Genomic DNA, 23,985 nt, shown 5'->3' with positions numbered 1-23,985 from the left:
TGTCTCCCCATGCTCCATGCTGCGCGCGCGCGTGAAGGCGCTCCACTGACGCCTTCTGACGTCAGCCCAGTTCGCGGTGCAGGAAGGCGGCGACGTCGTCCAGCACGGGGGCCTTCCCGCGGAACAGGGGTGAAAAGGTCGCGATCAGGTCGGCGTGGTTCAGGCCGGGATAGAGTTTCGCTTCGCAGCGCCCGCCGACCGCCTGCATCCGCTCGCACAGGATGGTGCTGTCCTCGGCGTGGACCACGACGTCCTCGACGCCGTGGCCCAGCCACAAGGGCGGGGCGTCGGCGCGGGCGAAGGTGACCGGCTGGGTCAGGGTGGGGTCCGGCGCGCGGCCGAAGGCGTTGACCGAGGCGGGAACGTCGAACGGCAGGAAGTCGTAGGGCCCGGCCAGTCCCGCGGCGGCCTTGATCAGATCGGGCTGTCCGGCGGCGGCCATGTAGCGCCGGTCCAGTGCGATCATCATGGCCAGATGGGCGCCCGCCGAATGGCCGATGACGCCGAGCCGGACCGGATCGCCGCCGTATCCCGCCGCGACCCCGGCGACCCGGGCCGCGGCCGCGGCGGCGTCCTCGATGAAGGCGGGGAAGTGGACGCCCGGCGCGACGCGGTAGTCCGGCGCGGCGACGAGGAAGCCGCGCGCGGCCAGGGCGTGGGCGGCCCAGGCGTACTGGCCGCGCGCGCCGCTGTCCCAGCCGCCGCCGTAGAAGAAGACCAGCACCGGCCAGGGCCGCCGGCCGGCGGCGTCGGGGGCGTAGAGGTCCAGACGCTGGCGAGGGTCGTCGCCGTAGGGAAGGTCGCGGACGACCCGGCGGGCGCCCCGGTCGCGCGGTCCCAGGCTGTTGAGCAGGCTCAGCGGCGAACAGGCGGCGGCGAGCAGACCGAGAGCGGGTGCGAACAGGCCTCTGCGGGTCATGCGGTCCCTGGCGTCGGAAAGCGTGTCGGCGTCACGATACCGCAACCCGCTCCCGGCTCAACGTCCGGCTCGATGCGCGGGTCAGCGCGCCGACGAGATCAGGGCCCCGCAGTTGGCGTCCTCGGCCAGGCCCGGATCGACGAAGGGCAACAGGGCGACCAGGGGGTTGATCAGGGCGCCCAGGGCCGCCCCGAGGCCGACCTGGCCGGCGACCGAGGCGCTGTCCACGCCCACCTTGGGCCCCGTCAGCGGTCCCTGGACCACGATCGGCGACCAGAGCCGGATCAGACGCGCCTGCTTGGTCTCGCCGTCGATCCGGAGGTTCATCGTCTCGGCCCCGAGGTCGATGGTTCCCGATCCCCGCGCCAGCACGGGGGTGGTGTCGATGACGAAGGTCCGGGCGGTCGCCGTGCCGCCGCTGACGGTGAAGTCGGCCACGGCGCAGCGGATTTCCGATGAACCCGTATCGCCCGAAAGCAGCTTGCCGAGGCCGGCGGTCAGGTTGATGCCCAGCAGTTCGGCGAAGGCCGCTCGCATCTGGCCCTGGGGCACCACGAGGCTGATGGCGCCTTTCGACCCGGCCGCGAAATCGTGCACCGACGCCCCGGGCCCTTCCAGCTTCGCGCGGCCCAGCGCGCGGCCCGTCACCGTCGGCACGCCGTCGCGGGCGGGAATGATCGATTCCAGCGGATAGCCGCGCAGGCGGAAGTCGGCGGTCGTATAGGGCATGTCCCGTGTGGCGTTGATGCGCGCCGTGCCGCGCAGTTCGCCGCGGTTGAAGTTGAACGCCACCGGATCGAGGTTGAGGATTCCGTCCTTCAGCTCGGCGCCCAGATCGACCTGACGGATGTCCAGGTCGTTGCGCTTAACCCGCGCCGCCCGGTAGCGCAGCGTCCCGTCCATGACCCTGAGCCGCTCGACGTTCAGGGGCGCGTCGGGCAGCAGCCGCCCCGGGGCGCCCGAGGTGACCACCGTATCGCCCGACGGGGTCACCCGGGGCTCGGCCCCCAGCACCGCCATCAGGTCCTCGATGTCGAGCAGGCGCGAGCGCAGGTCGGCCTCGACGCGGCGCCGGTCGCCGACCTTGTTGACCGTCAGGTCGCCCGACAGGTCCGACGAGCCGACCCGGCCGCTGAAGTCGCTGAAGGTGAACAGGGCGTCGTCGCGCGTCAGGGCGCCGCTGAGGCGATAGGGCGGGGTGTTCGGCGTGGTGACGCCGGTGAGCAGATACAGGTCGGCCATGTCGCGTCCCTGCAGACTCAGGGCCGCCTGGAACTGGCCCAGATCGAACGGGCGGGTGATGCTGCCGTCCGCCTTGAGCCGCGAACCGACCCCCGCCAGTTCGGCGGTGAAGGCGTAGGGCCGGTCGCGGCGGATGTTGATGAACGGCCCCCCGCGCACGGTGAGGGTCAGGGGCGTGCCGTTCATCGTTCCCCGCCCGTCCAGATGGAAGCCGGCCTCGCCGTCCGTGCCTTCCCGGGCGGTGATCGTGGCCTCCAGCGTCATGTCGCGGCGTTGCTCGGTGAGGCTGAGCCGGCCGTCCCGAATGGTCAGCCGGTGGATCGGCGGCAGTTTCAGCCCCTCGCCGGTGTCGGGCGCATCCGGATCCAGCTTCCAGCTCTTGCGGCCGTCCTCGGTGGCGATCAGCACGGCCTCGGGCCGGGTGATGGTCAGGGCCGGCATCTCGATCCGGCCCGACAGCAGGGGCAGAATCTTCACCGAGGCCTGGATGTCCTCGACCCTCAGGGTGTCGCGTTCGGCCGCCCAGTCCGGCCCGCCGATCCTCAGGCCGCGTATCCGCGCCGAGGGCGTTCCGCTGAACAGGTTGACGTCGAGGTCGCCGTTCAGCTCGATCTCGCGGTCGTAGCGCGCCGAGGCCCAGTCGCCGATCGGCCCGCGCAGCCAGTTCCACTGGAACAGCATCAGCAGGACGACCATCAGGGCGAGCAGGGCCACGGTCGCCCCGGCGGCGATCTGCTCCGTCCGGCCCGGCCGGCGCAGGCCGGCGTAGACCGGATCGCGGGTCACGATCCAGTCGCGGCGCGATCGCGCCCACGCGCCGGCGGGAACCAGGGCGCGATCCCGCACCACGAGCCAGTTCGGGTTCTCTTTCAAGGGTTTGGGCAAGAGGGAACTCCGCAGGACTTTCCACAACGCGCGAAGTTCCGGAAAGCCTCATGCCGGGCTGGCGATCCGCCCTGTCAAACTTCGTACTCGAAATCGTCGCATAATCTTTACATTCGCAGCGAAGAGCGCATTATTCCCTCCGGGTCCTGACTTCTTTCAGGCGTTCGGGAGCGATCGAGATGCGCACATTCACCCCGTTTGTCGGCCTGGCGGCCCTGGCCGCCGCGGCGATTCTGCCGGCCGGCGCCGTCTCGGCGGGCGACCCGGGCAAGGATGCGAGCCTGGCCTCGGCGCGCGCGGTGCTGATCTGCGACACCGACGAGGCGACCCGCCGGGCCTTCATTCGCCAGCACGGGGCGCCGCCGGTGTTCGTCACGGCCCGCGAGGCCCTGTCGGTGCGGCCGTCCGACCCGGCCTGGAACGCGCCGCGCTGCATGACGGCGCGCGAGCACGTCCGCTATCGCGAGGCCGCCGCCACCTACGCCGCCGTACGCTAGAGCGAAATCGGTCTTGGTGGATGCAGTCCGCCAAGGCTCAGATTTCGCTCCAGTATGATGCTGGACCATTTTTTGGATTCAGGTCGATCCGACCTGAAGCAAAAATGGTCTGGCAGAGAAACGGCAAAGGGCGCTTCCGCGGGGAAGCGCCCTTCATCCGTCGCCCGGGACCCGGCCCTATTCGGCGGGCTTCAGATATTTGTCGAGCCAGCCGAACACCTCGGTGTGCCACTGGCGGCTGTTGGCCGGCTTGAGCACCCAGTGGTTCTCGTTGGGGAAGAAGACCAGCCGACTGTCGATCCCGCGCCGCTGCAGGGCGGTGAAGGTCGACAGGCCCTGGGCGGTCGGGATGCGGTAGTCGAGGTCGCCCTGGATCACCAGCATCGGGTCGCGCCAGTTCCGCACATGGTTGGCCGGGTTGAATTCCTGGTAGGCGCGTGGATTGTCGTACGGCGTGCCGCCGTTCTCCCATTCGGTGAACCACAGCTCCTCGGTCGAATAGCCCATGCCGAAGGTGTCGAAGACGCCGTCGTGGTTGACCAGGCATTTGAACTCGCCCGGCCAGTTTCCGGCGATCCAGTTGACCATATAGCCGCCGTAGGAGGCGCCGAGGGCGCAGGCGTTGTCGCCGTCGAGGAAGGGATAGCGTTCCTGGGCGAAGGCCCAGCCCTTCTGCAGATCCTCGAACGGGCGGTCGCCCCAGTGCTGGCTGATCGAGTCGGTGAAGGCCTGGCCGTAGCCCGTCGAGCCGTGGAAATCGATCATCACCACCGCATAGCCGGCCCCGGCGTAGGTCGACGGGTTCCAGCGATACGACCAGCTGTTGCCGAACGAGCCCTGCGGCCCGCCGTGGATCAGGAAGGCCACGGGATATTTCTCGCCCTCGACGTAGCCGGCGGGCTTGATGACATAGCCGTGCACCGTCTCGCCGTTCCAGCCGGGGAAGCTGAACTGCTCGGGCTCGCCGAAGGTCTCGGCGTCCAGCGCGGGGTTCACGTCGGTGATCCGGCGCGGCATTTCCCGGCCCCGGAAGGTCTTGACGAACAGTTCGCTGGGCCGGACCAGGCTGTCCTGGGCGAAGACGAAGCCCGAAGGCGTCTGCTGGAAGGCCGAGACATGGCCCTCGCCGGTGATCGGCGTGACCGAGCCGCGGGTCGTGTCGATGGCGAAGATGCGGGTCTGACCGACGTCTCCGGCCGTGGTGTAGAGCGTCCGTCCGTCGCGCGACCATTGCAGGGTGTCGGCCGAACGGTCCCAGTCAGCCGCGATCTGGCGCACCTGTCCGGTGGCCATGTCGCGCAGGAAGATGGCGTATTTGTCGGCCTCGAAGCCCGGGCGGGCCATGGCGCGATACGCCATCGTCCGGCCGTCGGGCGAGAAGACCGGGCCGGTGTCCCAGGCGTCGTTGTCGTCGGTCAGATTCTCGAAGGTCCCGTCGCCGCCCAGGCCGTTGGTGCGGTAGATGTCGAAATTGGTGCTCCACGGCTCCGACGAACCGGCCATCCGCGCCGAGAAGACGATCGACTGGCCGTCGGGGGCGAAGACGAACTCGCTCTCGTCGCCGAAGGGCTTGGAGGGGGTGTCGCCGTCGAAGCCGCGGGTGACCATCACCGGCTCGCCCGAGCCGTCGGCGTTGACCACGAACAGGTGGTTCTGGGTTCCGTCGTTCCAGGTGTCCCAGTGGCGCACGAACATCCGGTCGTAGACCTGGCCGGTCGCGGGGTCGTCGGCCACGGCCTTCGTCCGGTCGACCGTGCAGGCCAGGTCGGCGCAATCGGGGAACACCGCCAGCGACACCGCGACCTTCGAGGCGTCGGGGCTGAGGCGGTAGGCGTTGACGTCCAGCGGCAGGCTGGTGACCTGCACGGGGCCGGTCCCGTCGGCCCCGGCGCGCCAGACCTGGCTGGAGCCCGAGCGGCCCGAGAGGAAATACAGAGTCCCGTCGGAGCCCCAGCGCGCGGTATTGGCCCCGCCCTCGTTGATGGCCAGCCGCACCGGCTCGCCGGGCTCGTTCAGGTCGATCATGAACAGGGCGCCCGAGCGGCGGTTGGCGGCGACGTCGGTGGCGGTCACCGAATAGACGACCCGCCGCCCGTCCGGAGACACCTGCGGATCGCCCAGCCGGTTGAGTCCGATCATGTCCTGCCAGGTGAAGGTGTTGACCGCCTGCGTCGCGGGGGGCGGGGCCGCGGGCGCCTCGGCCAGGGCCGGAAGGGCGGCCGAGGCCAGCAGGGCGAGGGCGCTCAGGCCGGTGAGAAGGCGGATGGATCGGCGCATGCGGGCTTCCTCGAACGGGGGACGAATTGCTCGGCGCGAAGGGGTAGCACCGGCGCGGCGCGCGTCAAAGGCGGCCCGGCCAGGAAGCCGCTTGCGGAGGCCCGCGCGAGCGGCGACAACCGGGGCGAATGACCGAGACCGTCGCCCTCACGTCGACCCGCCGCGAACCGCACATCTGCGACGTGCTGATCGCCGAGCGCGCGCCCCGCCTGACCGGGTCGCTGGCCTGGCCGGTGATCCGGCCGGTTCTCTACAGGCTGCTGAACTACCGTCACGCCGTGCGCATGGCCGACGCCGTCCGCCCTCTGTCGGGGTCCGAAGCGCTCGACTATATGAGCGACCTGATGGACCTGAAGGTCACGGTGATGAACAGCGAGCGGATTCCCGCCGGGGGCCGCTGCATCGTCGTCGCCAACCACCCGACGGGCATCGCCGACGGCATCGCCATGTTCGACGCCGTCCGCCGGCGACGGTCCGACGCCGTCTTCTTCGCCAACGCGGACGCCCTGCGGGTCTCGCCGCGGCTGGGCGAGGCCGTGATTCCGGTCGAATGGGTGGTGGAGAAGCGCACGCGCGAAAAGACCCGCGCCACCCTGCAGGCGGCCAAGGCCGCGTTCGAGGCCGAGCGCTGCGTGGTCATGTTTCCGGCCGGACGGCTGGCCCGCGTCGCCCGCGACGGCTCGGTCACCGATCCGGAATGGGCCCCGACCGCCGCCTCCCTGGCGCGCAAATACGGCGCGCCCATCGTGCCGGTCCATGTGGCCGGGCCCACCTCGACCCTGTTCCACCTGTTCGACCGGGTGTCGCCGGAATTGCGCGACATCACCCTGTTCCACGAGTTGCTGAACAAGCGGCGGAAGCCGTTCCAGCTCAAGGTCGGCAAGCCGATCCCGCCCTCGCGGCTCGATATCGACGCGGCCCGGGCGACCTACGGCCTCAAGGCCTTCACAGAGCGGGTCCTGCCCAGCCAGCCGGACGCCGAATTCGCATGAGCGAGGCGCGCGAACGGGTTCTGCCCGACGCCGGGGCCACCGCCCGTCTCGGCGCGGCGATCGCCCCCCTCCTGGCGCCGGGCGAGGCGGTGCTGCTGTACGGTCCGCTGGGCATGGGCAAGTCGACCCTCGCGCGCGGCATGATCCGCGCCCTGACCCGGCCCGACGAGGACGTGCCATCGCCGACCTTCACCCTGGTCCAGTTCTATGAAAGCGATCCCCCGGTGGCCCATTTCGACCTCTACCGGCTGACCCGGCCTGAGGAGGCGTCCGAGATCGGCCTGGACGAGGCCCTGGACCACGGTTGCGCGATCATCGAATGGCCCGAACGGCTGGGCGACGATCCGGCCCGGTGGCTGGGCCCCGACATCCTGACCGTGACCCTCGCCGAGCAGGGCGAGGGCCGGGTTGCGACCGTTTCCGGCGCGGGCGCATGGAAAGGGAAGCTCAGGGACCTTCATGTCTGACCGTGAACAGCAGCGCCTCGACTTCCTGAAAGCGGCAGGCCTCGCCGACGCCGTCCGCACGCCGCTGGCGGGCGACGCCTCGACGCGCCGCTACGAGCGGCTGACCACGCCGTCGGGCGTCAATCTGATGCTGATGGACCAGCCGCCCGCCGCCGAAAGCCCGCCCGCCGATCCGTCGTGGTCGCCCGAGCGCCGCAGAGCCGAGGGCTGGAACGCTGTGGCCCGCCTGTCCGCCGGGCGGATCGAGGCCTTCGCCGCCGTCGCCGCCCACTTGCGGTCGATCGGCCTGTCCGCGCCCGAGATCGTCGCCGTCGACGCCGCCGCCGGTCTGGCCGTGCTGGAGGATTTCGGCGACGACCTGTTCGCCCGGGTGATCGAACGGGGGGAGCCCGAGGAGCCGTTGTACCTCGCCGCCGTGGAGGCTCTGGCGACCCTGCACGACGCCGCCCTGCCCGAGGTTCTGAGCGGAGCCGCCGGCGACTGGCCGCTGCTGGCCTATGACGAGACCGCGCTTCAGGGCGGCGCCGACCTGTTCGTGGAATGGATGCCGAAGCTGGATCCGGCCCTGATCTTCGACGCCGCCGCGATCGAGGCATGGCGCGCCGCCTGGGCTCCGGTGACGGCGCGCGGCGCGGCCGGGGCCACGGTCATGGCCCACCGCGACTATCACGCCGAAAACCTGATCCGCCTGCCGGACCGCGGCGGCGCCGCCGGGGTCGGGCTGATCGACTTCCAGGACGCCGTGCGCGCCCACCCGTCCTGGGACCTGCATTCCCTGTTGCAGGACGCCCGCCGCGATGTGCCGGCGTCGCTGGAGGCCCGGGCGCTCGATCACTATTTCGCCCTGCGCCCCGCGACGGACCGCGAGGCCTTCCTGCGCGACTATGCCGGACTGGCGGCCCTGAACGAGGCCCGCATCCTGGGAATCTTCGCCCGCTTGATCGTCCGCGACGGCAAGCCGCGCTATCGCGCCTTCATGCCGCGCATGTGGGCCCATCTGGACGTCAATCTGAAGGCGCCTGGACTCGAACCTGTCGCCCGCTGGTTCGACACTCATGTCCCGGAAGCGAGACGCCGATGAGCGCCCCGACGACCGCGATGGTGCTGGCCGCCGGCCTCGGCACGCGCATGCGCCCCCTGACCGACGACCGGCCCAAGGCCCTGGTCGAGGTCGGCGGCCGGGCCCTGATCGACCATGTGCTGGACCGGCTGGCCGACGCCGGGGTCGAGCGGGCGGTGGTCAATGTCCACTGGTTCGCCGACCGCCTGGAACGCCATCTGGCCGCCCGGGGCCGGGCCCCCGACGTCGTCATCTCGGACGAACGCGCCGAACTGCTGGAAACCGGCGGCGGACTGAAGAAGGCCTCGGCGCTACTCGGGCCTGACCCGGTCTTCGTCGCCAATATCGACAGCGTCTGGACCGACCCGAAGGGGGACGCGCTGAATCAACTCGCCCGGCTGTGGAATCCGTCAATCATGGATGCGGCGCTTCTTCTCGCGAGACGCGAAGGCTCGATTGGTTTCGAGGGCGACGGCGATTTCTTCCTCGCGGACGACGGCCGGCTGACCTTCCGCGGCGACGCGGCCTCCGCCCCCTTCGCCTATATGGGCGTCCACATCTGCCGCCCCGACTATGTCGCCGACGGACCGGACGGACCCTTTTCGTTGAGCGGTTTCTGGCGCCGGTCCGCCGCCGCGGGCCGCCTCTATGGCTGCATCCTCGACGGCGACTGGATGCATGTCGGCGACCCTCAGGCCCGCGACGAGGCCGAGGCGAAACTGGCGAGGGAATGACCGCCCGCTTCGACCCTTTTGAACCGGCTGGCGCGCGCTGGTACGCCATCGAGGCGCGGCGGCCCTTCCTCGAGGACCTGGCCGCCGGGGTGCTGGACTGGCTGGGCGACCATCCGCCCGAGGCCCTGTCCGACGCCGTCATCCTTCTGCCCAACCGCCGCGCCGCCCGCGCCTTCGCCGCCGCCCTGTCGAAACAGGCCGGCGGCCGCCCCCTGCTGCTGCCGCAGGTCCGTCCGCTCGGCGATCTGGAAGAGGACGAGCCGCCGTTCGCGCCCGGCGAACTGGGCCTCGACCTGCCGCCGGCCATCGCCCCCCTGACCCGCCGCTTCGAGATGGCGCGGATGATCGTCGAGGACTTCCGTCCCGGCCTGTCGCCCCCGCGCGCGCTGGAGATGGCCGACGCCCTCGGCGGCTTCCTCGATTCCTGCCAGCTGGAAGAGATCGGGGACCTGCACCGCGTCGCCACCCTGGTCGAGGGCGACCTGGCCGAACACTGGCGCGAGTCCGCCGAATTCCTCGCCCTCGCCGTCGAGGCCTGGCCGAAGCGGCTGGACGCCATGGGCCTGGTCGATCCGGCCTGGCGGCGCGCCCGGCTGCTGCGCCTGCTGGCCACCGCCTGGACCGAGCGGCCGCCGAGCCAGACCGTCATCGCCGCCGGCTCGACAGGCACCGCCCCCGCCGCCGCCGACGTGCTGGCCGCCGTCGCCGCCGCCCCGCGCGGCTGCGTCGTCCTGCCCGGCCTCGATCGCGACCTGGACCCGGCGGTCTGGGCGACCCTGGGCGACAACGAGCAGCATCCGCAGAACGCCCTGTGGCGGCTGCTCGACGGCCGCGCCGAACGCGCCGACGTCCGCCCGTGGTTCAGGCCCGCCGAAAGCGCCGTGGCCGAGGCGCGCGGTCGCGCCCGGCAGCGGCTGATCAACGAGGCCCTGCGTCCCGCCGATGCGACAGACGACTGGCGCACCGTCATCGCCGCCCTGCGCGCCGACGCCTTCAAGGAACAGTCCGCCGACCCGATCGCACAAGGGCTGGAAGGCCTGTCGGTCGTCACCGTCCGGGCCGAGGAGGACGCCGCCGCCGCCCTCGCCCTGATGATGCGCGAGACGCTTGAAACGCCCGGCAAGACCTGCGCCCTCGTCACCCCCGACCTCGCCCTCGGCCGCCGCGTCGCCGCCCGGCTCGAGCGCTGGGGCGTCGCCGCCGACGTCTCGTCCGGCCAGCCGCTGTCGCGCATGCCGGCGGGGCGGCTGATCGATCTCGCCGTCCGGTTCGTCGACAAGCCCCTCGACCCGCACGCCCTGCTGGGCCTGGTGAAACACCCCCTGACCCGGCTCGATCCCGGCGACACCGACCCCGCCCTCGCCCTGCGCGCGCTCGAGCGCCACGCCCTGCGCGGCCCGCGCCATCGCGACTGGAGCCGGCTGCGGCGCGCCCTGCTCAGGGCCGGCGAACCCCGCGACGACGGCAAGGCCGCGTCCGAGGGAACCCGCGCCCGCCTCGCCGCCGCCGGAGCCCTGGTCGACCGGCTGGAGGCCCTGTCCGCCGCCGCCCTCGTCCCCTTCACGCCCGGGGCCCCGCTGGACGCCGCCGCTCGCGCCCTGACCCGACTGATCGAGGCCCTGGCCGGGCAGGACGCCTGGGCCGGTCCCGACGGCGAGGCCGCCGCCTCGTTGCTGTCCGGCCTGATCGAGGGCGGGGCGTCGCTGGGCGGCGTGTCGCGCGCCGAGTTCTCCGACCTCGTCCGCGGCCTGCTGGCCGAGGAGACGGTGCGCACGGGCGGCGCCACCCAGCCGCGCCTGCGCATCCTCGGCGCCATCGAGGCCCGGCTGGTCAGGGCCGACCGCATGATCCTGGCCGGGCTGGAGGAGGGCGTCTGGCCCAACGCCGCCCCGACCGATCCCTTCCTGTCGCGGCCCATGCGCCAGACCCTCGGCCTGCCGCCGCCCGAGCGCCGCCTCGGCCAGACCGCCCAGGACTTCGTCCAGGCCGCCTGCGCCGACGAGGCCATACTGGTCCATTCCGAACGCCGCGGCGGCCAGCCCGCGGTCAAGTCGCGCTGGCTGTGGCGGCTGGAGATGCTGACCCGCGGGGCCGACGCCCCTTCCACCCCCGTCGTCCTCGAACGCCCGTCCGCGACCGTGGATGTGGCCCGCGGGCTGGATGTCCCGCCGACGGGACCACCGCGTTACGCGCGCCGCCCGGCCCCGACCCCGCCCGTTCGCCGCCGCCCGCGCCAGCTGCCGGTCACCGGCGTCGAGCGCTGGGTCCGCGACCCCTACGCCGTCTACGCCCAACGCATCCTCGGCCTGCAGAAGCTCGACCGCCCCGGCGCCTCGGCAGAGGCCATGGCGCGCGGCAACGCCGTGCACCGCGCCATCGAACGCGTCGTACTCAGCTGGCCCGACGCCCTGCCCGAGGACTGCGCCGACCAGATCGAGGGCTTTCTGCGCGAGGCGCTCGACGAGGCCGGCTTCGAGGACCACGCCATGGCCCGCGAGACGCCGCTGGCCCGCAATTGCGCCGTCTGGCTGGCCGGCTGGGAGCGCGAGCGCCGGTCGCGCGGCGCGACCCTGCTGATCGAACAGACGGGCCAGATCACCTTCGGCGCCCCGGCCGGCCCCTTCACCCTGACGGCGAAGGCCGACCGCATCGAACTGGACGCGAACGGCGCCGCCATCATCGACTTCAAGACCGGCTCGACCCCCAGCGCGAAACAGGTGGCCCAGGGCTTCGCGCCCCAGCTGACCCTGACCGCCGCCATCCTCGCCGCCGGCGGCTTCCCCGGCGCCCCGCCGACGCCCGCGTCCGAGCTGCTCTACGTCAAGGTCACCGGCCGCAAGACCCCGGGCGAGGCCGTCGACGTCGGCAAGGTCACCCGCGGCCAGCCCCTGACCGCCGCGGAGCTGGCCGGGCGCGAGCTGGCCCGGCTGGTCGACGGCGTCGCCGCCTTCGACGATGAGGCCCGGCCCTATGTCTCCTGGGCCGCGCCCCAGTTCATGGGCAATTTCGGCGGCAACTACGATCACCTGGCCCGGGTCTGGGAATGGCACGTCGTCGGCGGCGAGGACGAGGCCCCCGAATGATCCTTTCCGCCCTCGACCAGGCCCGCGCCCACCAGACCGCCGCCGCCGACCCGGGTCGCTCGGTCTTCGTCACCGCCAACGCCGGTTCGGGCAAGACCACGACCCTCGTCGACCGCGTGGCCCGGCTGCTGCTGCGCAAGGTCCCGCCCGGCGAGATCCTGTGCGTCACCTACACCAGGGCCGCCGCCGCCGAGATGCAGGCCCGGCTGTTCGACAAGCTGGGCCGCTGGGCGGTCATGGACGACGCCGACCTGTCCGGCGACCTGGCCCGGCTGGACGGCCGCGACCCGGCCGGCCTGAAGCCCGCCGACCTGAAGGAGGCCCGCCGCCTGTTCGCCCGCGCCCTGGAGACGCCGGGCGGGCTGAAGATCCAGACCATCCACGCCTTCTGCGAAAAGCTGCTGCGCCGCTTTCCGATCGAGGCCGGGGTCTCGCCCGCCTTCAGGGTGCTGGAGAACGAGGCCGCCGTCGCCCTGTCGCACCAGGCCCGCGAGGATCTGGCGCGCGAGGCGCTGAAGGACCCCGACGGGCCCGTGGGCGCCGCCTATTCCCATTTCGCCGTCGAGCTGGACTGGAAGGCCTTCCACGCCCTGCTGGCCATGATCGAGAGCGAGCGTGGCAAGCTGATCGATTGGGTGGGCCGGGTCGCCTCGGGCGCCGCCCCCGGCCCGCATATCCTGGCCGGCGTTTCGAAAGACGAGACCCCCGCCGCGATCGAAAGCGACTTCCTGAACTGGCTCGACCCCGCCGCCTGGCGCGCCGCCGCCGACGGTTTCGCCATGGGTTCGGCCAACGACCAGAGGATCGCGGCGCAGATGCGCGAGGCGGTCCCGCCCCACGCCAGCCTCGCCGCCATGAAGGCCCTCTTCATCGACTCCAGGGGCGAGCCGCGGACGAAATTCGGCACGAAGAGCGCCCCGCCCGCGGCGGCCGCATACCTCGACTCCGTCTCGCTCAAATACTGCGCCGTCCTTGACCGGATGCGGGCGGCGAAGGTCGCCGACGACACGGTCAAGGCCCTGACCCTCGCCCACGCCCACGCCGCCCTCTACGAGGCGGCCAAGATCCGCCAGGGCGCGCTGGACTTCTCCGACCTCGTCGTGCGCACGGTCGAGCTGCTGACCGGACGCGCCACCGCCGCCTGGGTGCTGTTCAAGCTGGACGGCGGCATCGAACACGTCCTCGTCGACGAGGCCCAGGACACCGCCCCCGATCAGTGGGCCATCTTCAAGGCCCTGACCGAGGAGTTCTTCTCGGGCGAGGGGTCCGCCCGCCGGGAGGACGGTCCGCCCCGCATCCCCCGCACCGTCTTCGCCGTCGGGGACGAGAAACAGTCCATCTACTCCTTCCAGGGCGCCCGCCCCGAGCGGTTGCGGCAGGAAGCCCGGGCCTATGAGGCGCTGGCCCGCGGCGCCGGACGGCCGTTCGAGGAGGTGCCGCTCGACACCTCCTTCCGTTCCACCGAGGAGGTGCTGGCCTTCGTCGACGCCGCCTTCGAGGGTCCGGAGCGCACCCGCGCCCTCGTCGGCGTCCTGGGCGACATCCCCACCCACCATCCCGCCCGCATCGGTCAGCACGGCTCGATCGATCTCTGGCCCCTGTTCCACGATCCCGCGACGCCGGACCGCGAGGCCTGGAACGCCCCCGTCGACAAGGAGGACGCCCGCAGCGGCCGCAAACAGCTGGCCCAGGCCCTCGCCCGCGACGTCCGCAAACAGGTCGAGGCCGGGACCGCCGTCCACGACCGCGATACGCCCGGCGGGATGCGCCCGGCCCGCTGGGGCGACTTCCTCGTTCTGGTGCGCCGCCGCGACGCCCTGTTCGAGGAGATCATCCGGGCCCTCAAGGCCGAGGCCGTGCCGGTCGCCGGCGCCGACCGGCTGAAGCTGAGCAGCCATATCGTCTTCGACGACCTGATCGCCGTGGCCCGCTTCGCCCTCTACCCCGACGACGATCTGTCGCTGGCCGAGGTCCTGCGCAGCCCCTTCTGCGACGTGACCGATTTCGGCGATCCGCACAGCCTCTATCCGCTGGCCGACAAGGAGGCCCGCGCGAGCCGTTCGCTGTGGCGCGAACTGCAACGCCGGGCGGAGGAGCAGCCGCAATGGCGCCGCGCCCGCGACTTCGTCCAGGCCGCGCTGGACGCCCGCGACCGCGACCCCTTCGCCTTCTTCTCCAGCCTGCTGAACCGGGTCGACGGGACGGGCGTCTCGGGCCGCGCCCGCATCCTCGCCCGGTTGGGCCGCGAGGCCGAGGAGGCGATCGACGAGACCCTCGCCCAGGTGCTGGCCGCCGAGGGGCGGGGCGGCGTCGATCTGGAGACCTGCGTCGCCCTGCTGGAAGCCGCCGACGTCGAGGTCAAGCGCGAGATGGAAGGGGCCCGCAACGAGGTCCGGGTCATGACCGTGCACGGCGCGAAAGGTCTGGAGGCGCCGGTCGTCATCCTGCCCGACACCACCTCCCGGGCCAAGCCGCAGGGCCCGACCCTGATGCCCGCCGCCGGCGACGACGGCGAGGAGGGCGAGGGCTGGCTGATGTGCCCCGGCTCGGCGAAGGAAGATTGTCCGGCCTCGAGGGCCGCCCGCGAGGCCCGCGCCGCCCGCGCCGACGCCGAATCCCTTCGTCTGCTCTATGTCGCCCTGACCCGCGCCCGCGACCGGCTGGTGATCATGGGCCGCGCCCTCCGGCGGCCCGAGGAGGGGTTCGAGGCCGGCAGCTGGTGGAGCGTCGTCGCCGACACCTTCCAGAGACTGGGCCAGGACGATCCGCTGAATGTCCGCGACATCGGCGACGGCGTGCTGCGTTTCGGGGTCGATCCCGAAATCCTGGCCGCGGCGACCTCCACCGGGCGCGGCTTCGCGGCGGCGCCGCTCTGGGCCCACGCGCAGCCCGCCCCGGACAACGCCGCCCGCTTCGCCTCGCCGTCGAAGATGGAAGAGACGGCGCGCATCCCCGCGCCGTCCCCGCTGGCGACCACGGCCGGACCCGGCGCGCCGCTGGGCCGGTTCCGGCGCGGCGATCTGATCCACCGTCTGCTGGAGCGACTGCCCGACATTCCGCCGCCGGAACGCGCCGACGCCGCCCGCCGCATGCTGTCCCGGGAGCGGGACCTCGATGACGCCCAGCGCGAGGAGATGATCGCCGCCGCCTTCGCCGTGCTCGACGACGCCGGCTTCGCGCCGGTCTTCGGCCCGGGCTCGCGGCCCGAGGTGGCCCTGACCGGCTCGGTCGGCGCCATTCCGGTGTCGGGGCGGATGGATCGGCTGGTGGTCACGCCGGACCGGGTGCTGGTGGTCGACTACAAGACCAACCGCCCCGCCCCGGCCCGGATCGAGGACGCCGACCCGGCCTATGTTCTGCAGCTGGCTGTCTATGTCTCGATCCTGCGGGACCTGTACCCGGATCGCGGGGTGGACGCGGCCCTGGTCTGGACCGACGGGCCCCGGCTCATGGCGGTCCCCCGGGTGATGATGGAGGCGGCCCTGTCCGGTTGAGACGGCGCCTGCGTTGATTTGGCCGGTGCGGCGCCCCACATCGGCTTTCGAAGCGCCGGAATCACTCCATGATGGCCGGCCGATCCGGAGAATCCCCCATGGCCACAGTCAAGGTCACTGACGACAGTTTCGACGCCGACGTGCTCAGGTCGGCCACCCCCGTTCTGGTCGATTTCTGGGCCGAATGGTGCGGACCGTGCAAGCAGATCGGTCCGGCGCTGGAGCAGATCGCCGACGAACTGGCCGGCCAGGTGGTGATCGCCAAGGTCAATATCGACGACAGCCCGATGATCCCGTCGAAACTGGGCGTGAAGGGCATTCCGACCCTGATGCTGTTCAAGGACGGCCAGATGGCCTCGATGAAGGTCGGCGCCATGCCCAAGGGCAAGATCGTCGAATGGCTGGCCGAAGCCGGCATCGGCCAACCCGTCGCCTGACGGTCGAGGGTCGGACTCGCCGCCATTTGCAGGGGCCGGCGATCAGTGTTCTTCTTCCAGGTTCAACCCATGGACGCTGGAGTGTCGTCATGCTGACCGCCGCCCTCATCGCCTCCGCCCTGCTGTTCGACGGCGGGCAGGTCGTCACCGTCATCGCCGGAAACACCCCGCCCGCCGAGGTCCGCCCCGCCGACGCCCCCCCGGGGCCGGAGGGCGACACCCGCCGCATCTGCCGCATGGAGCGGGCCACGGGCTCGAACATGCAGCAACGCGTCTGCCGCGATGTTCCGCGCGCCGGCGTGCAGGATCAGCAGACCCGGGAATTCCTGCGAAACCTGCAGCGCGTCCGCTTCCCGGACGAGGGCGCGGCCGCGACGCCGGGCGGTCCGAACGGCAGCTAGAGCCGGGATCCGTCAGTCCGGCCAGGTCTCGCGCGCGGCGCCCAGCACCTCGCCCGCCAGATAGAGCGAGCCGCAGATGGCTGCCCGGCCCGCGCCCAGGCGCAGGGCGCGTTCCAGCGCCTCGCCGACCGAGGCGCAGGGGGTCGCGCCCAGCCCATGGCCCCGCGCCACCGCCGCCAGCGCCTCGGGCTCGGCCGCGGCGCCGTCGAAGCGCACCGTGAAGACCGCCGCGCCCGACTCCCTCAGCGCCTCGAAGAAGCCGCCGGCGTCCTTGTTGGCCAGCATGCCGACGATCAGCGCCAGAGGCCGGGGCGCCTTCGCCTGACGCTCGGCGAGGGCCTCCGCCAGGGCCCGGGCCGCGTGCGGATTGTGGCCGCCGTCCAGCCACAGCTCGGCGTCCGCCGCCCGCGCCGCCTCGCCATAGGGGCCCGTCGTCAGCCGCTGCAGACGCGCGGGCCAGCGCACGGCGCGCAGCCCCCCGGCGATCGCCGCCTCGGGCAGGTCGAGTTCCAGCGCCACGGCGACGGCCAGGCCGGCGTTGGCGATCTGGTGCGGTCCGACCAGGGCCGGCGCGGGCAGGTCCAGGAACCGCTCCTGGTCCTGGAAGGCCATGCCGCCGCGCTCGGCCCAGGCGTCGAAATCCACGCCCATGACGGTCAGGGGCGCATGCACCGACCGCGCCGCCGCCTCGATCGCCGCCATGGCCTCTTCCGGCTGCCGCGCGATCAGGCCGCGCGCGCCGGGCTTCAGAATCCCGGCCTTCTCCACCGCCACGCCGCGCAGGCTGTCGCCGAGGAATTCGGCATGATCCAGATCGACCGGGGCGATGACGCTGAGCAGCGGGCGTTCGATCACATTGGTGGCGTCCAGCACCCCGCCGAGGCCGACCTCGACCAGGGCCAGGTCCGCCGGCGTCTCGCTCATGGCCACGAAGGCGGCGGCGGTGGCGCTCTCGAACACCGTGGCCTCCGACCCGTCGCGGTCGATGGCGGCCTCGACCCGGTCGAGGATGGCGTTCAGTGCGTCGTCCCCGATCAGCTGGCCCGCCAGGCGGATCCGTTCGTTGAACCGGACCAGATGGGGCGAGGTGTAGGCATGGACCGTCAGGCCCGCCGCCTCGGCGATGGCGCGGATGAAGGCGACCGTCGAGCCCTTGCCGTTGGTGCCGGCCACATGGATGACCGGCGGCAGCCGGCGCTGCGGATCGCCCAGCGCCGCACACAGAACCCGCATCCGCTCCAGCGACAGGTCGATGCGCTGCGGATGGCGCGCGCGTAGCCGTTCCGAAATCGGATCCATCAGCCCAGACTACGCCGCGCGGCGCGTCCCGCCCATCAGCATCGACAGGATCCGGCCCAGGGTTTCGGTCAGCTCCGCTCGCGGCACGACCTTGTCGACCATGCCCTTTTCCTGGAGGTATTCGGCGCGCTGGAAGCCGGGAGGCAGCTTCTCGCGGATCGTCGCCTCGATCACCCGCGGACCGGCGAAACCGATCAGGGCGCCCGGCTCGGCCAGGTGCACGTCGCCCAGCATGGCGTAGCTGGCCGTGACCCCGCCGGTGGTCGGATCGGTCAGCACCACCACGAACGGCAGTTGCGCCGCCTTCAGCTCCTGGACGGCGAGGGTGGTGCGGGCCATCTGCATCAGGCTCAGGGCGCCTTCCTGCATCCGCGCCCCGCCGGCGGCGGTGAAACAGACCAGGGGAACGCCCCGCTCTATGGCCGCCCGGGCCGCGGCGATGAAGGCCTCGCCCGCCGCCATCCCCAGCGAACCGCCCATGAAGGTGAAGTCCTGGACGATGACGACCGCCTCGGTCCCGTCCAGCTCGCCGAAGCCGATGGCCATGGCGTCCTTGCGGCCCGCCGCCTTGCGCGCCGCGGCCAGCCGGTCCTTGTAGGGCCTGCCGTCCGAGAATTTCAACGGGTCCTCGGGCACGTCCGGGGTGTCGATGCTTTCGAAGGCGCCGTCGTCGAAGGTGAAGCGCAGCCGCGTCGGGGCGTCGATGCGCATGTGCCGGCCCGAGGGCGTGACCCACAGAGACCCTTCGAGATCCGGGCGGTACAGCATCTCGCCCGTGTCCGGGTCCTTGACCCACAGATTGTCCGGCGTGTCCCGCCGGCTGACGATCTTGCGCACGCCGGGGGCGAAGCGCGACAGCCAGCCGCCGCGCTTTTCCTGGGGTTTGGGGGGAGTCTTCTCAGCCATGGGCGCGCTTTAGACCGTTTCCGCGACCCGCGCACCCCGGACCGCGTCCGCGAGGGCCTTCACCTTCGCCAGAACGCGCGGAGCCGCGGGTTCGTTCGCCGCCAGCGCCGCCGCCACTTCGTCGACCAGAACCGAGCCCGCCACCACCGCGTCGGCGACCCGGGCGATGTCGGCGGCGCGGTCCGGCGTCTTCACCCCGAAACCGACCGCGACCGGCAGGCCCGAGGCCTTGCGCACCCGCTCGACGGCCGGCGCCACCGACAGGGTCTGGGCCTCCTTGACCCCGGTCACGCCCGCGACCGAGACATAGTAGACGAAGCCCGAGGTCCGTTCGGCGATGATCTTCAGCCGGGCGTCGTCCGAGGTCGGCGTGGCCAGCCGGATCAGCGACACCCGGGCCGCGTCCAGCGCGTCTGACAGCGGCCCGGCCTCCTCGGGCGGGCAGTCGACCACGATCACCCCGTCCACCCCCGCCGCCGCCGCGTCGCGGGCGAAGGCGTCATGGCCGTAGCTCTCGATCGGATTCAGATAGCCCATCAGGATCACCGGCGTGTCGGCGTCGCCGGCGCGGAAGTCCGCCGCCAGCGCCAGCGTCCCCTTCAGGGTCAGCCCGGCCTTGAGTCCGCGCAGGGCGGCGCGCTGGATCGGCGGCCCCTCGGCCATCGGGTCCGAGAACGGAAAGCCCAGCTCGATGATGTCCGCGCCCGCCGCCGGCAGGCCGCGCAAGATCTGCAGCGCCTCGTCCCGCGTCGGATCGCCGGCCATGACATAGGCTACGAACCCCGCCCGGCCCTCGGCCTTCAGCGCGGCGAAACGGGCGTCGATGCGGGCGGTGGTCATTGCGCCGGCGCGGGCGTCGGCAGCGGGGTCGGCTGGTCCGAACAGACATTGCCCGGAATGGGGCCGAAGCCGAGATAGCCGATGGCGTCCGGACCGGCGGGCCGCGAGGTGTCGTAGAAGGCCTGCATCTGCAGGCCGTCGCAGCCGCCGCCGTCGCGGCGGCGCACGAAGACCACGCGGTTGTCCTCGCCCCCGGCCGGCAGCCAGCCCTTGGTCCTCAGGTCGGCGATATAGGCGTCGGCCAAGGCGCCGATCCCCGCCAGCGGCGCGCTGACGCAGAAGGCGCGGCCGGCCAGGCCGTACAGATTGCCGCAATCGGGGGCCAGGGTGGCGCCGGGCAACACCAGGGTTTCCGGCGATTCCTGCGCCATCGCCGGCCCGGCCATCAGCGCCGCCGCGGCGGCCATCATCACGATCTTCATGGTCTACAACTCCACGCCCAGATGTTTCGCCACGGCGAAAATGTCCTTGTCGCCCCGCCCGCACATGTTCAGCACGACGTCGCCGCCCTTGCCGACTTCCTTCGCGATCTCGCCCACCCGGGCCAGGGCGTGGCTGGGCTCCAGCGCCGGAATGATCCCTTCCAGCCTCGAGCACAGCTGGAAGGCCTCCAGCGCCTCGGCGTCGGTGGCGGCGCGGTATTCGGCGCGGCCGATGTCCTTCAGCCAGGCGTGCTCGGGCCCGATGCCGGGATAGTCCAGGCCGGCCGAGATCGAATGGCCCTCCAGAATCTGGCCGTCGTCGTCCTGCAGCAGATAGGTCCGGTTGCCGTGCAGCACGCCCGGCCGCCCGCCCTGCAGGCTGGCCGCATGGTCGGGCCCGTCCAGCCCGCGCCCGGCCGCCTCGACCCCGATCAGCCGCACGCCGGCGTCCTCGATGAAGGGATAAAACAGGCCGATGGCGTTGGACCCGCCGCCGATCGCCGCCACGCAGGCGTCAGGGAGCTTGTCCTTGCGGGCCAGCATCTGGATCCGCGTCTCCTTGCCGATCACCGTCTGGAAGTCGCGCACCATGGCCGGATAGGGGTGTGGCCCGGCGGCGGTGCCGATCAGATAGTAGGTGTCCTCGACATTGGTGACCCAGTCGCGCATCGCCTCGTTCATGGCGTCCTTGAGCGTCGCCCGGCCCGCCGTCACCGGGACCACCTCGGCCCCCAGCAGCTTCATGCGGAAGACGTTGGGCATCTGCCGCTCGACGTCGGTCGCGCCCATGTAGACCACGCATTTCAGGCCGAAGCGGGCGCAGACCGTCGCCGTGGCCACCCCGTGCTGGCCGGCCCCGGTCTCGGCGATGATCCGCGTCTTGCCCATGCGCATGGCCAGCAGGATCTGGCCCATGCAGTTGTTGATCTTGTGCGCGCCCGTGTGGTTCAGCTCGTCGCGCTTGAACCAGATGTCGGCGGCTCCATAGTGCTCCGTCAGCCGCTCGGCCAGATACAGCGGGCTGGGCCGGCCGACATAGTCGGTCAGGAAGCCGTCCAGCTCGGCCTGGAACGTCGGATCCGCCTTGGCCGCCTCGTACGCCGCGTTCAGTTCGTGAACCAGCGGCATCAGGGTCTCGGCCACGAACCGCCCGCCATAGGGACCGAAACGGCCCTCGGCGTCGGGCAGGGCGTAGCGATTGGGAAGGATGGCGTTCACGTCTTAGCCTTCGCGCGGGGGAGCGGCGGAAATCAGGCCGACCGCGTCGCCTCCAGGAACGCCGCGATCAGGGCTGCGTCCTTAACACCCGGCGCGGTTTCCACGCCAGAGGACACGTCCACGAGGGGCGCGCCGGACATCCGGATCGCCTCGCCCACATTGTCCGGCGTCAGCCCGCCGGCCACGAACCACGGATGGCGGAAGGCCTTGCCGGCCAGCAGCGCCCAGTCGAACCGCGCCCCGACCCCGCCCGGCAGGTCGGACCCCTCGGGCGGCCTGGCGTCGAACATCAGATGATCGGCGAACGGCTCCCAGTCGTCCGCCGCCGCGAAATCCTCGTGGGTCCGGATCGGCAGCGCCTTGATGATCCCCGCCCCGGTCAGCATCCGGACCTGTTCCGCCCGCTCGCGGGTCTCCGATCCATGCAGCTGGATCAGATCCGGCTTCAGGATCAGGGCGATTTCGGTCACCAGGGCGTCGTCGGCGTCCACCGTCACGGCCACGATCTTCGCCTTGCCGCGCGCCCGCTCGAACAGGGTCGCCGCATGCAATGGTTCGATGTGGCGCGGGCTTTTCGGAAACACCACCGCCCCGACGAAGGCCGCGCCGCCCGCGAGCGCCGCGTCCAGGGCGTCCGGCGTGGTCAGTCCGCAGATCTTGGCGTGGGCGGTCATGCGGCGAATATGGCGTCGATCCCGCCCTGATCCAGCAGCCGCCAGTCCCCCGGCTCCAGATCGTCCGGCAGGGCCAGGCCGCCGACCCGCTCGCGGTGCAGGCCCTCGACGTGGTTGCCCACCGCCGCGAACATCCGCCGCACCATGTGATAGCGGCCCTCGGTCACGGTCAGCCGCGCCTCGGTGGGCGACAGCACCTCCAGCACGGCCGGCGACAGCGGCTTGTCCTCGCCCTCCAGCACCAGCCCCCCGGCGGCGAAGACGTCGCCCTCGGTCCCGACCATCGGCCGCGCCAGGGTCGCGCGATAGACCTTGGCCACATGCCGTTTGGGCGAGATCACCCGGTGCAGCAGGTCGCCGTCGTCGGTCAGCAGCAGCAGGCCCGTGGTCTGTTTGTCCAGCCGGCCGATGGTCGAGATGGCCGGATCGCGCCGCCGCCAGCGCGGCGGCAGGACGTCATAGACCAGGGCCCCGTCCTCCTTGCGCGAACAGGTCATGCCCAGCGGCTTGTGCAGCATCATCACCAGACCGGGCGGCGGATCCAGCGGCTCGCCGTCGATCTCCATCCGCGCCGGCAGGTCCGGGGTCACCGCGATCCGCTTCGACACATCGGTCAGATCGGCCCCGTCCAGCACGATCCCGCCCGCCTTGCCCAGCCGCGCCATCTCGGTCCGCGAGCCATAGCCCATCGAGCCCAGAAGCTTGTCGACGCGGCTTGTTGGCGGGCTACCGCGCTTCGCGCTGCCTGAGCCCGAGGGCGTCTTCACTTCACCGCCTCGAACACCTTGTAGCCGCCCGCGTCGGCGGCCATCCGCACCCGCTTGAAGGCCGCGTTCAGCTCGGCCTCATAGGGCAGATGGCGATTGGCCACGAGCCAGAGCACCCCGCCCTTGCCCAGCATCGCGGCGGCCTGCCGGATGAAGGCCTGGCCCAGCCGCTTGTCCTCGGCGCCGCCGTCGTGGAACGGCGGATTGGTGACCACGAAGTCCAGATCGCCCGCCGCCTCGACCGTGCGCGCATCGGCCCATTCGAAGCGCGCGCGCGGGTCGGCGACATTCTTCCGCGCCGCTTCGATCGCCCGCCGGTCCAGATCGATCATGCGCAGCGAAGTCACCGCCGGCGAGCGGAGCGCCACCGTGGCCAGGGCGCCGTAGCCGCAGCCGAGATCGGCCCCCGCGCCCTTGAGCGGCGGCACGGCCTGGGCCAGCAGCAGGGACCCCGCGTCGATCCGGTCCCAGGCGAAGATCCCCGGCTGCGACCAGGCGTCCAGCCCCTCGACCAGACGCGGCGCCCCCGCGGCGATGGCCTCGTCGATTCCGGTCAGCGTCTCCGGCCGGATCACCACGCAGCGCCGGTGGTGCGCCTTGGCGCTCTCCCCGACCTCGACGCCGAAGCCTTCCAGCTCCTTCCTCAGCCGCGACCCGCCCTTGTCCTTGGGCGCCATGACATCCAGCCGCCCGCCGGGCTTCAGCGCCCTCAGCGCCAGGGCGAGCGTGTACCGCCGCTCCAGCACCCCGGGCGGGGCGTAGATCATGATCTCGTCGGCCGAGCCCCCGGCCACGTCCTCGAGCGGTGTCGAGCCGGGAATCAGCGGCGAAACCTGGGTCGCCGCGCCGGGCGGATCGAACACCGCCGGCGGGCGGCCATACAGAAGGGGGGTCATGCCGCGGCCTATAGCGGGAATGCGGCGCCGCGCGAAGCCGGACCTCTCCTTCCGCGACCGTCATTCCGGGCCAGGCGCGCGGTTCCTTCTCCCCTTGAGGGAGAAGGCGCCCCCAGAGGGGGCGGATGAGGGGGCTGCTTCCGCGAGCGGATTGGCGAGAACGGACGCGGTCCACGGACAGACGGGTGTTTCACCCCTCATCCGTCTCGCTTCGCGAGCCACCTTCTCCCTCAAGGGGAGAAGGAATTCGTGCTGCGACAATTTCATTTCCAGACACAGCAATTTTCGCAACCCGCCCGTTGTTTTTCCGCGCCTTTCCGGAAATGCAGCGTCATTTGCGCGCCGCATGTAGGCCCCGGTCTAGACTCCGGCCCATCCCGTCGAAGGGGAGGGCGTCGGATCCACGTTCTCGATGACGGCGGGCTGTGGTCGAGCGATGAAGCCCGGGGGATGGAGACCCCGGGGGTCCTTGCGG

The 23,985-nt window shown here is 71.8% G+C and carries 20 protein-coding genes; 9 read left to right on the top strand and 11 right to left on the bottom strand.

Annotated elements, in window-relative coordinates:
* Positions 1-61: 61 nt before the first annotated feature.
* A complete protein-coding gene (locus Q8Q71_RS04775) occupies positions 62-919 on the bottom strand; it encodes an alpha/beta hydrolase (RefSeq protein ID WP_305758501.1) in 858 nt (285 codons plus the stop codon).
* Positions 920-1,000: 81 nt separating this feature from the next.
* Positions 1,001-3,034, bottom strand: a complete 2,034-nt coding sequence (locus Q8Q71_RS04770; RefSeq protein WP_305758500.1) for an AsmA family protein — start codon at positions 3,032-3,034, stop codon at positions 1,001-1,003.
* 191 nt (positions 3,035-3,225) lie between these two features.
* Here Q8Q71_RS04770 and Q8Q71_RS04765 point away from each other — a divergent pair, with 191 nt between their 5' ends.
* On the top strand, positions 3,226-3,543 hold the full coding sequence (locus Q8Q71_RS04765; protein ID WP_305758499.1) for a hypothetical protein: 318 nt from the start codon (positions 3,226-3,228) through the stop codon (positions 3,541-3,543).
* Between the two features lie 177 nt (positions 3,544-3,720).
* Here Q8Q71_RS04765 and Q8Q71_RS04760 read toward each other — a convergent pair whose 3' ends face one another.
* Positions 3,721-5,820, bottom strand: coding sequence for a S9 family peptidase (locus Q8Q71_RS04760; protein ID WP_305758498.1), 2,100 nt, complete (start codon positions 5,818-5,820; stop codon positions 3,721-3,723).
* A 128-nt stretch (positions 5,821-5,948) separates the two neighbouring features.
* Between Q8Q71_RS04760 and Q8Q71_RS04755 the strand changes: the two genes are divergently transcribed.
* The 8 genes from Q8Q71_RS04755 to Q8Q71_RS04720 all read left to right on the top strand — a co-directional run bounded on the left by Q8Q71_RS04755 (position 5,949) and on the right by Q8Q71_RS04720 (position 16,488).
* Complete coding sequence (locus Q8Q71_RS04755) at positions 5,949-6,812, top strand: GNAT family N-acetyltransferase (RefSeq protein ID WP_305758497.1); 864 nt, start codon at positions 5,949-5,951, stop codon at positions 6,810-6,812.
* The gene (gene tsaE / locus Q8Q71_RS04750; protein WP_305758496.1) at positions 6,809-7,279 is read left to right on the top strand and encodes a tRNA (adenosine(37)-N6)-threonylcarbamoyltransferase complex ATPase subunit type 1 TsaE; all 471 of its coding nucleotides are present in this window, start codon (positions 6,809-6,811) and stop codon (positions 7,277-7,279) included. Before Q8Q71_RS04755 ends, tsaE begins: the two co-directional genes overlap by 4 nt.
* Positions 7,272-8,360: an N-acetylmuramate/N-acetylglucosamine kinase AmgK gene (gene amgK, locus Q8Q71_RS04745; protein WP_305758495.1), complete on the top strand. Its 1,089-nt coding sequence runs from the start codon at positions 7,272-7,274 to the stop codon at positions 8,358-8,360. The genes tsaE and amgK overlap by 8 nt, the downstream gene beginning before the upstream one ends.
* Positions 8,357-9,073 (top strand): N-acetylmuramate alpha-1-phosphate uridylyltransferase MurU, encoded by a 717-nt coding sequence (gene murU, locus Q8Q71_RS04740; RefSeq protein ID WP_305758494.1) that lies wholly within the window; start codon positions 8,357-8,359, stop codon positions 9,071-9,073. The genes amgK and murU overlap by 4 nt, the downstream gene beginning before the upstream one ends.
* Positions 9,070-12,156, top strand: coding sequence for a double-strand break repair protein AddB (gene addB / locus Q8Q71_RS04735; protein WP_305758493.1), 3,087 nt, complete (start codon positions 9,070-9,072; stop codon positions 12,154-12,156). Before murU ends, addB begins: the two co-directional genes overlap by 4 nt.
* A complete protein-coding gene (gene addA, locus Q8Q71_RS04730; protein WP_305758492.1) occupies positions 12,153-15,650 on the top strand; it encodes a double-strand break repair helicase AddA in 3,498 nt (1,165 codons plus the stop codon). Before addB ends, addA begins: the two co-directional genes overlap by 4 nt.
* 98 nt (positions 15,651-15,748) lie before the next feature.
* Positions 15,749-16,087: a thioredoxin gene (gene trxA, locus Q8Q71_RS04725; RefSeq protein WP_305758491.1), complete on the top strand. Its 339-nt coding sequence runs from the start codon at positions 15,749-15,751 to the stop codon at positions 16,085-16,087.
* A gap of 89 nt (positions 16,088-16,176) precedes the next feature.
* Complete coding sequence (locus tag Q8Q71_RS04720) at positions 16,177-16,488, top strand: hypothetical protein (protein WP_305758490.1); 312 nt, start codon at positions 16,177-16,179, stop codon at positions 16,486-16,488.
* A gap of 12 nt (positions 16,489-16,500) precedes the next feature.
* On the opposite strand, the gene Q8Q71_RS04715 is transcribed toward Q8Q71_RS04720, so the two are convergent.
* The 8 genes from Q8Q71_RS04715 to Q8Q71_RS04680 form a co-directional block, all read right to left on the bottom strand.
* Complete coding sequence (locus Q8Q71_RS04715) at positions 16,501-17,787, bottom strand: folylpolyglutamate synthase/dihydrofolate synthase family protein (protein WP_305758489.1); 1,287 nt, start codon at positions 17,785-17,787, stop codon at positions 16,501-16,503.
* Between the two features lie 9 nt (positions 17,788-17,796).
* A complete protein-coding gene (locus tag Q8Q71_RS04710) occupies positions 17,797-18,693 on the bottom strand; it encodes an acetyl-CoA carboxylase carboxyltransferase subunit beta (protein WP_305758488.1) in 897 nt (298 codons plus the stop codon).
* 9 nt (positions 18,694-18,702) lie between these two features.
* Positions 18,703-19,533, bottom strand: a complete 831-nt coding sequence (trpA, locus tag Q8Q71_RS04705; RefSeq protein ID WP_305758487.1) for a tryptophan synthase subunit alpha — start codon at positions 19,531-19,533, stop codon at positions 18,703-18,705.
* Positions 19,530-19,955 (bottom strand): hypothetical protein, encoded by a 426-nt coding sequence (locus Q8Q71_RS04700; RefSeq protein WP_305758486.1) that lies wholly within the window; start codon positions 19,953-19,955, stop codon positions 19,530-19,532. The genes trpA and Q8Q71_RS04700 overlap by 4 nt, the downstream gene beginning before the upstream one ends.
* A gap of 3 nt (positions 19,956-19,958) precedes the next feature.
* A complete protein-coding gene (gene trpB, locus Q8Q71_RS04695; protein ID WP_305758485.1) occupies positions 19,959-21,173 on the bottom strand; it encodes a tryptophan synthase subunit beta in 1,215 nt (404 codons plus the stop codon).
* A 32-nt stretch (positions 21,174-21,205) separates the two neighbouring features.
* On the bottom strand, positions 21,206-21,847 hold the full coding sequence (locus Q8Q71_RS04690) for a phosphoribosylanthranilate isomerase (protein WP_305758484.1): 642 nt from the start codon (positions 21,845-21,847) through the stop codon (positions 21,206-21,208).
* Complete coding sequence (locus Q8Q71_RS04685) at positions 21,844-22,536, bottom strand: pseudouridine synthase (RefSeq protein WP_305758483.1); 693 nt, start codon at positions 22,534-22,536, stop codon at positions 21,844-21,846. Before Q8Q71_RS04685 ends, Q8Q71_RS04690 begins: the two co-directional genes overlap by 4 nt.
* 74 nt (positions 22,537-22,610) lie before the next feature.
* Complete coding sequence (locus Q8Q71_RS04680) at positions 22,611-23,510, bottom strand: class I SAM-dependent methyltransferase (RefSeq protein ID WP_305758482.1); 900 nt, start codon at positions 23,508-23,510, stop codon at positions 22,611-22,613.
* Positions 23,511-23,985: the final 475 nt, after the last annotated feature.

The organism is Brevundimonas sp. (assembly GCF_030704825.1).
GTDB lineage: Bacteria > Pseudomonadota > Alphaproteobacteria > Caulobacterales > Caulobacteraceae > Brevundimonas.
The sequence above is the reverse complement of the archived record's forward strand: the minus strand, read 5'-3'. Positions and strand labels throughout refer to the sequence as shown.

Bases quoted from the DNA above. Each gene is read 5' to 3' on its own strand.
- Q8Q71_RS04775 (WP_305758501.1), bottom strand. From the start codon at position 919: ATGACCCGCAGAGGCCTGTTCGCACCCGCTCTCGGTCTGCTCGCCGCC.
- Q8Q71_RS04765 (WP_305758499.1), top strand. From the start codon at position 3,226: ATGCGCACATTCACCCCGTTTGTCGGCCTGGCGGCCCTGGCCGCCGCG.
- Q8Q71_RS04760 (WP_305758498.1), bottom strand. From the start codon at position 5,820: ATGCGCCGATCCATCCGCCTTCTCACCGGCCTGAGCGCCCTCGCCCTG.
- Q8Q71_RS04755 (WP_305758497.1), top strand. From the start codon at position 5,949: ATGACCGAGACCGTCGCCCTCACGTCGACCCGCCGCGAACCGCACATC.
- tsaE (WP_305758496.1), top strand. From the start codon at position 6,809: ATGAGCGAGGCGCGCGAACGGGTTCTGCCCGACGCCGGGGCCACCGCC.
- amgK (WP_305758495.1), top strand. From the start codon at position 7,272: ATGTCTGACCGTGAACAGCAGCGCCTCGACTTCCTGAAAGCGGCAGGC.
- murU (WP_305758494.1), top strand. From the start codon at position 8,357: ATGAGCGCCCCGACGACCGCGATGGTGCTGGCCGCCGGCCTCGGCACG.
- addB (WP_305758493.1), top strand. From the start codon at position 9,070: ATGACCGCCCGCTTCGACCCTTTTGAACCGGCTGGCGCGCGCTGGTAC.
- addA (WP_305758492.1), top strand. From the start codon at position 12,153: ATGATCCTTTCCGCCCTCGACCAGGCCCGCGCCCACCAGACCGCCGCC.
- trxA (WP_305758491.1), top strand. From the start codon at position 15,749: ATGGCCACAGTCAAGGTCACTGACGACAGTTTCGACGCCGACGTGCTC.
- Q8Q71_RS04720 (WP_305758490.1), top strand. From the start codon at position 16,177: ATGCTGACCGCCGCCCTCATCGCCTCCGCCCTGCTGTTCGACGGCGGG.
- Q8Q71_RS04715 (WP_305758489.1), bottom strand. From the start codon at position 17,787: ATGGATCCGATTTCGGAACGGCTACGCGCGCGCCATCCGCAGCGCATC.
- Q8Q71_RS04710 (WP_305758488.1), bottom strand. From the start codon at position 18,693: ATGGCTGAGAAGACTCCCCCCAAACCCCAGGAAAAGCGCGGCGGCTGG.
- trpA (WP_305758487.1), bottom strand. From the start codon at position 19,533: ATGACCACCGCCCGCATCGACGCCCGTTTCGCCGCGCTGAAGGCCGAG.
- Q8Q71_RS04700 (WP_305758486.1), bottom strand. From the start codon at position 19,955: ATGAAGATCGTGATGATGGCCGCCGCGGCGGCGCTGATGGCCGGGCCG.
- Q8Q71_RS04690 (WP_305758484.1), bottom strand. From the start codon at position 21,847: ATGACCGCCCACGCCAAGATCTGCGGACTGACCACGCCGGACGCCCTG.
- Q8Q71_RS04685 (WP_305758483.1), bottom strand. From the start codon at position 22,536: ATGGGCTATGGCTCGCGGACCGAGATGGCGCGGCTGGGCAAGGCGGGC.
- Q8Q71_RS04680 (WP_305758482.1), bottom strand. From the start codon at position 23,510: ATGACCCCCCTTCTGTATGGCCGCCCGCCGGCGGTGTTCGATCCGCCC.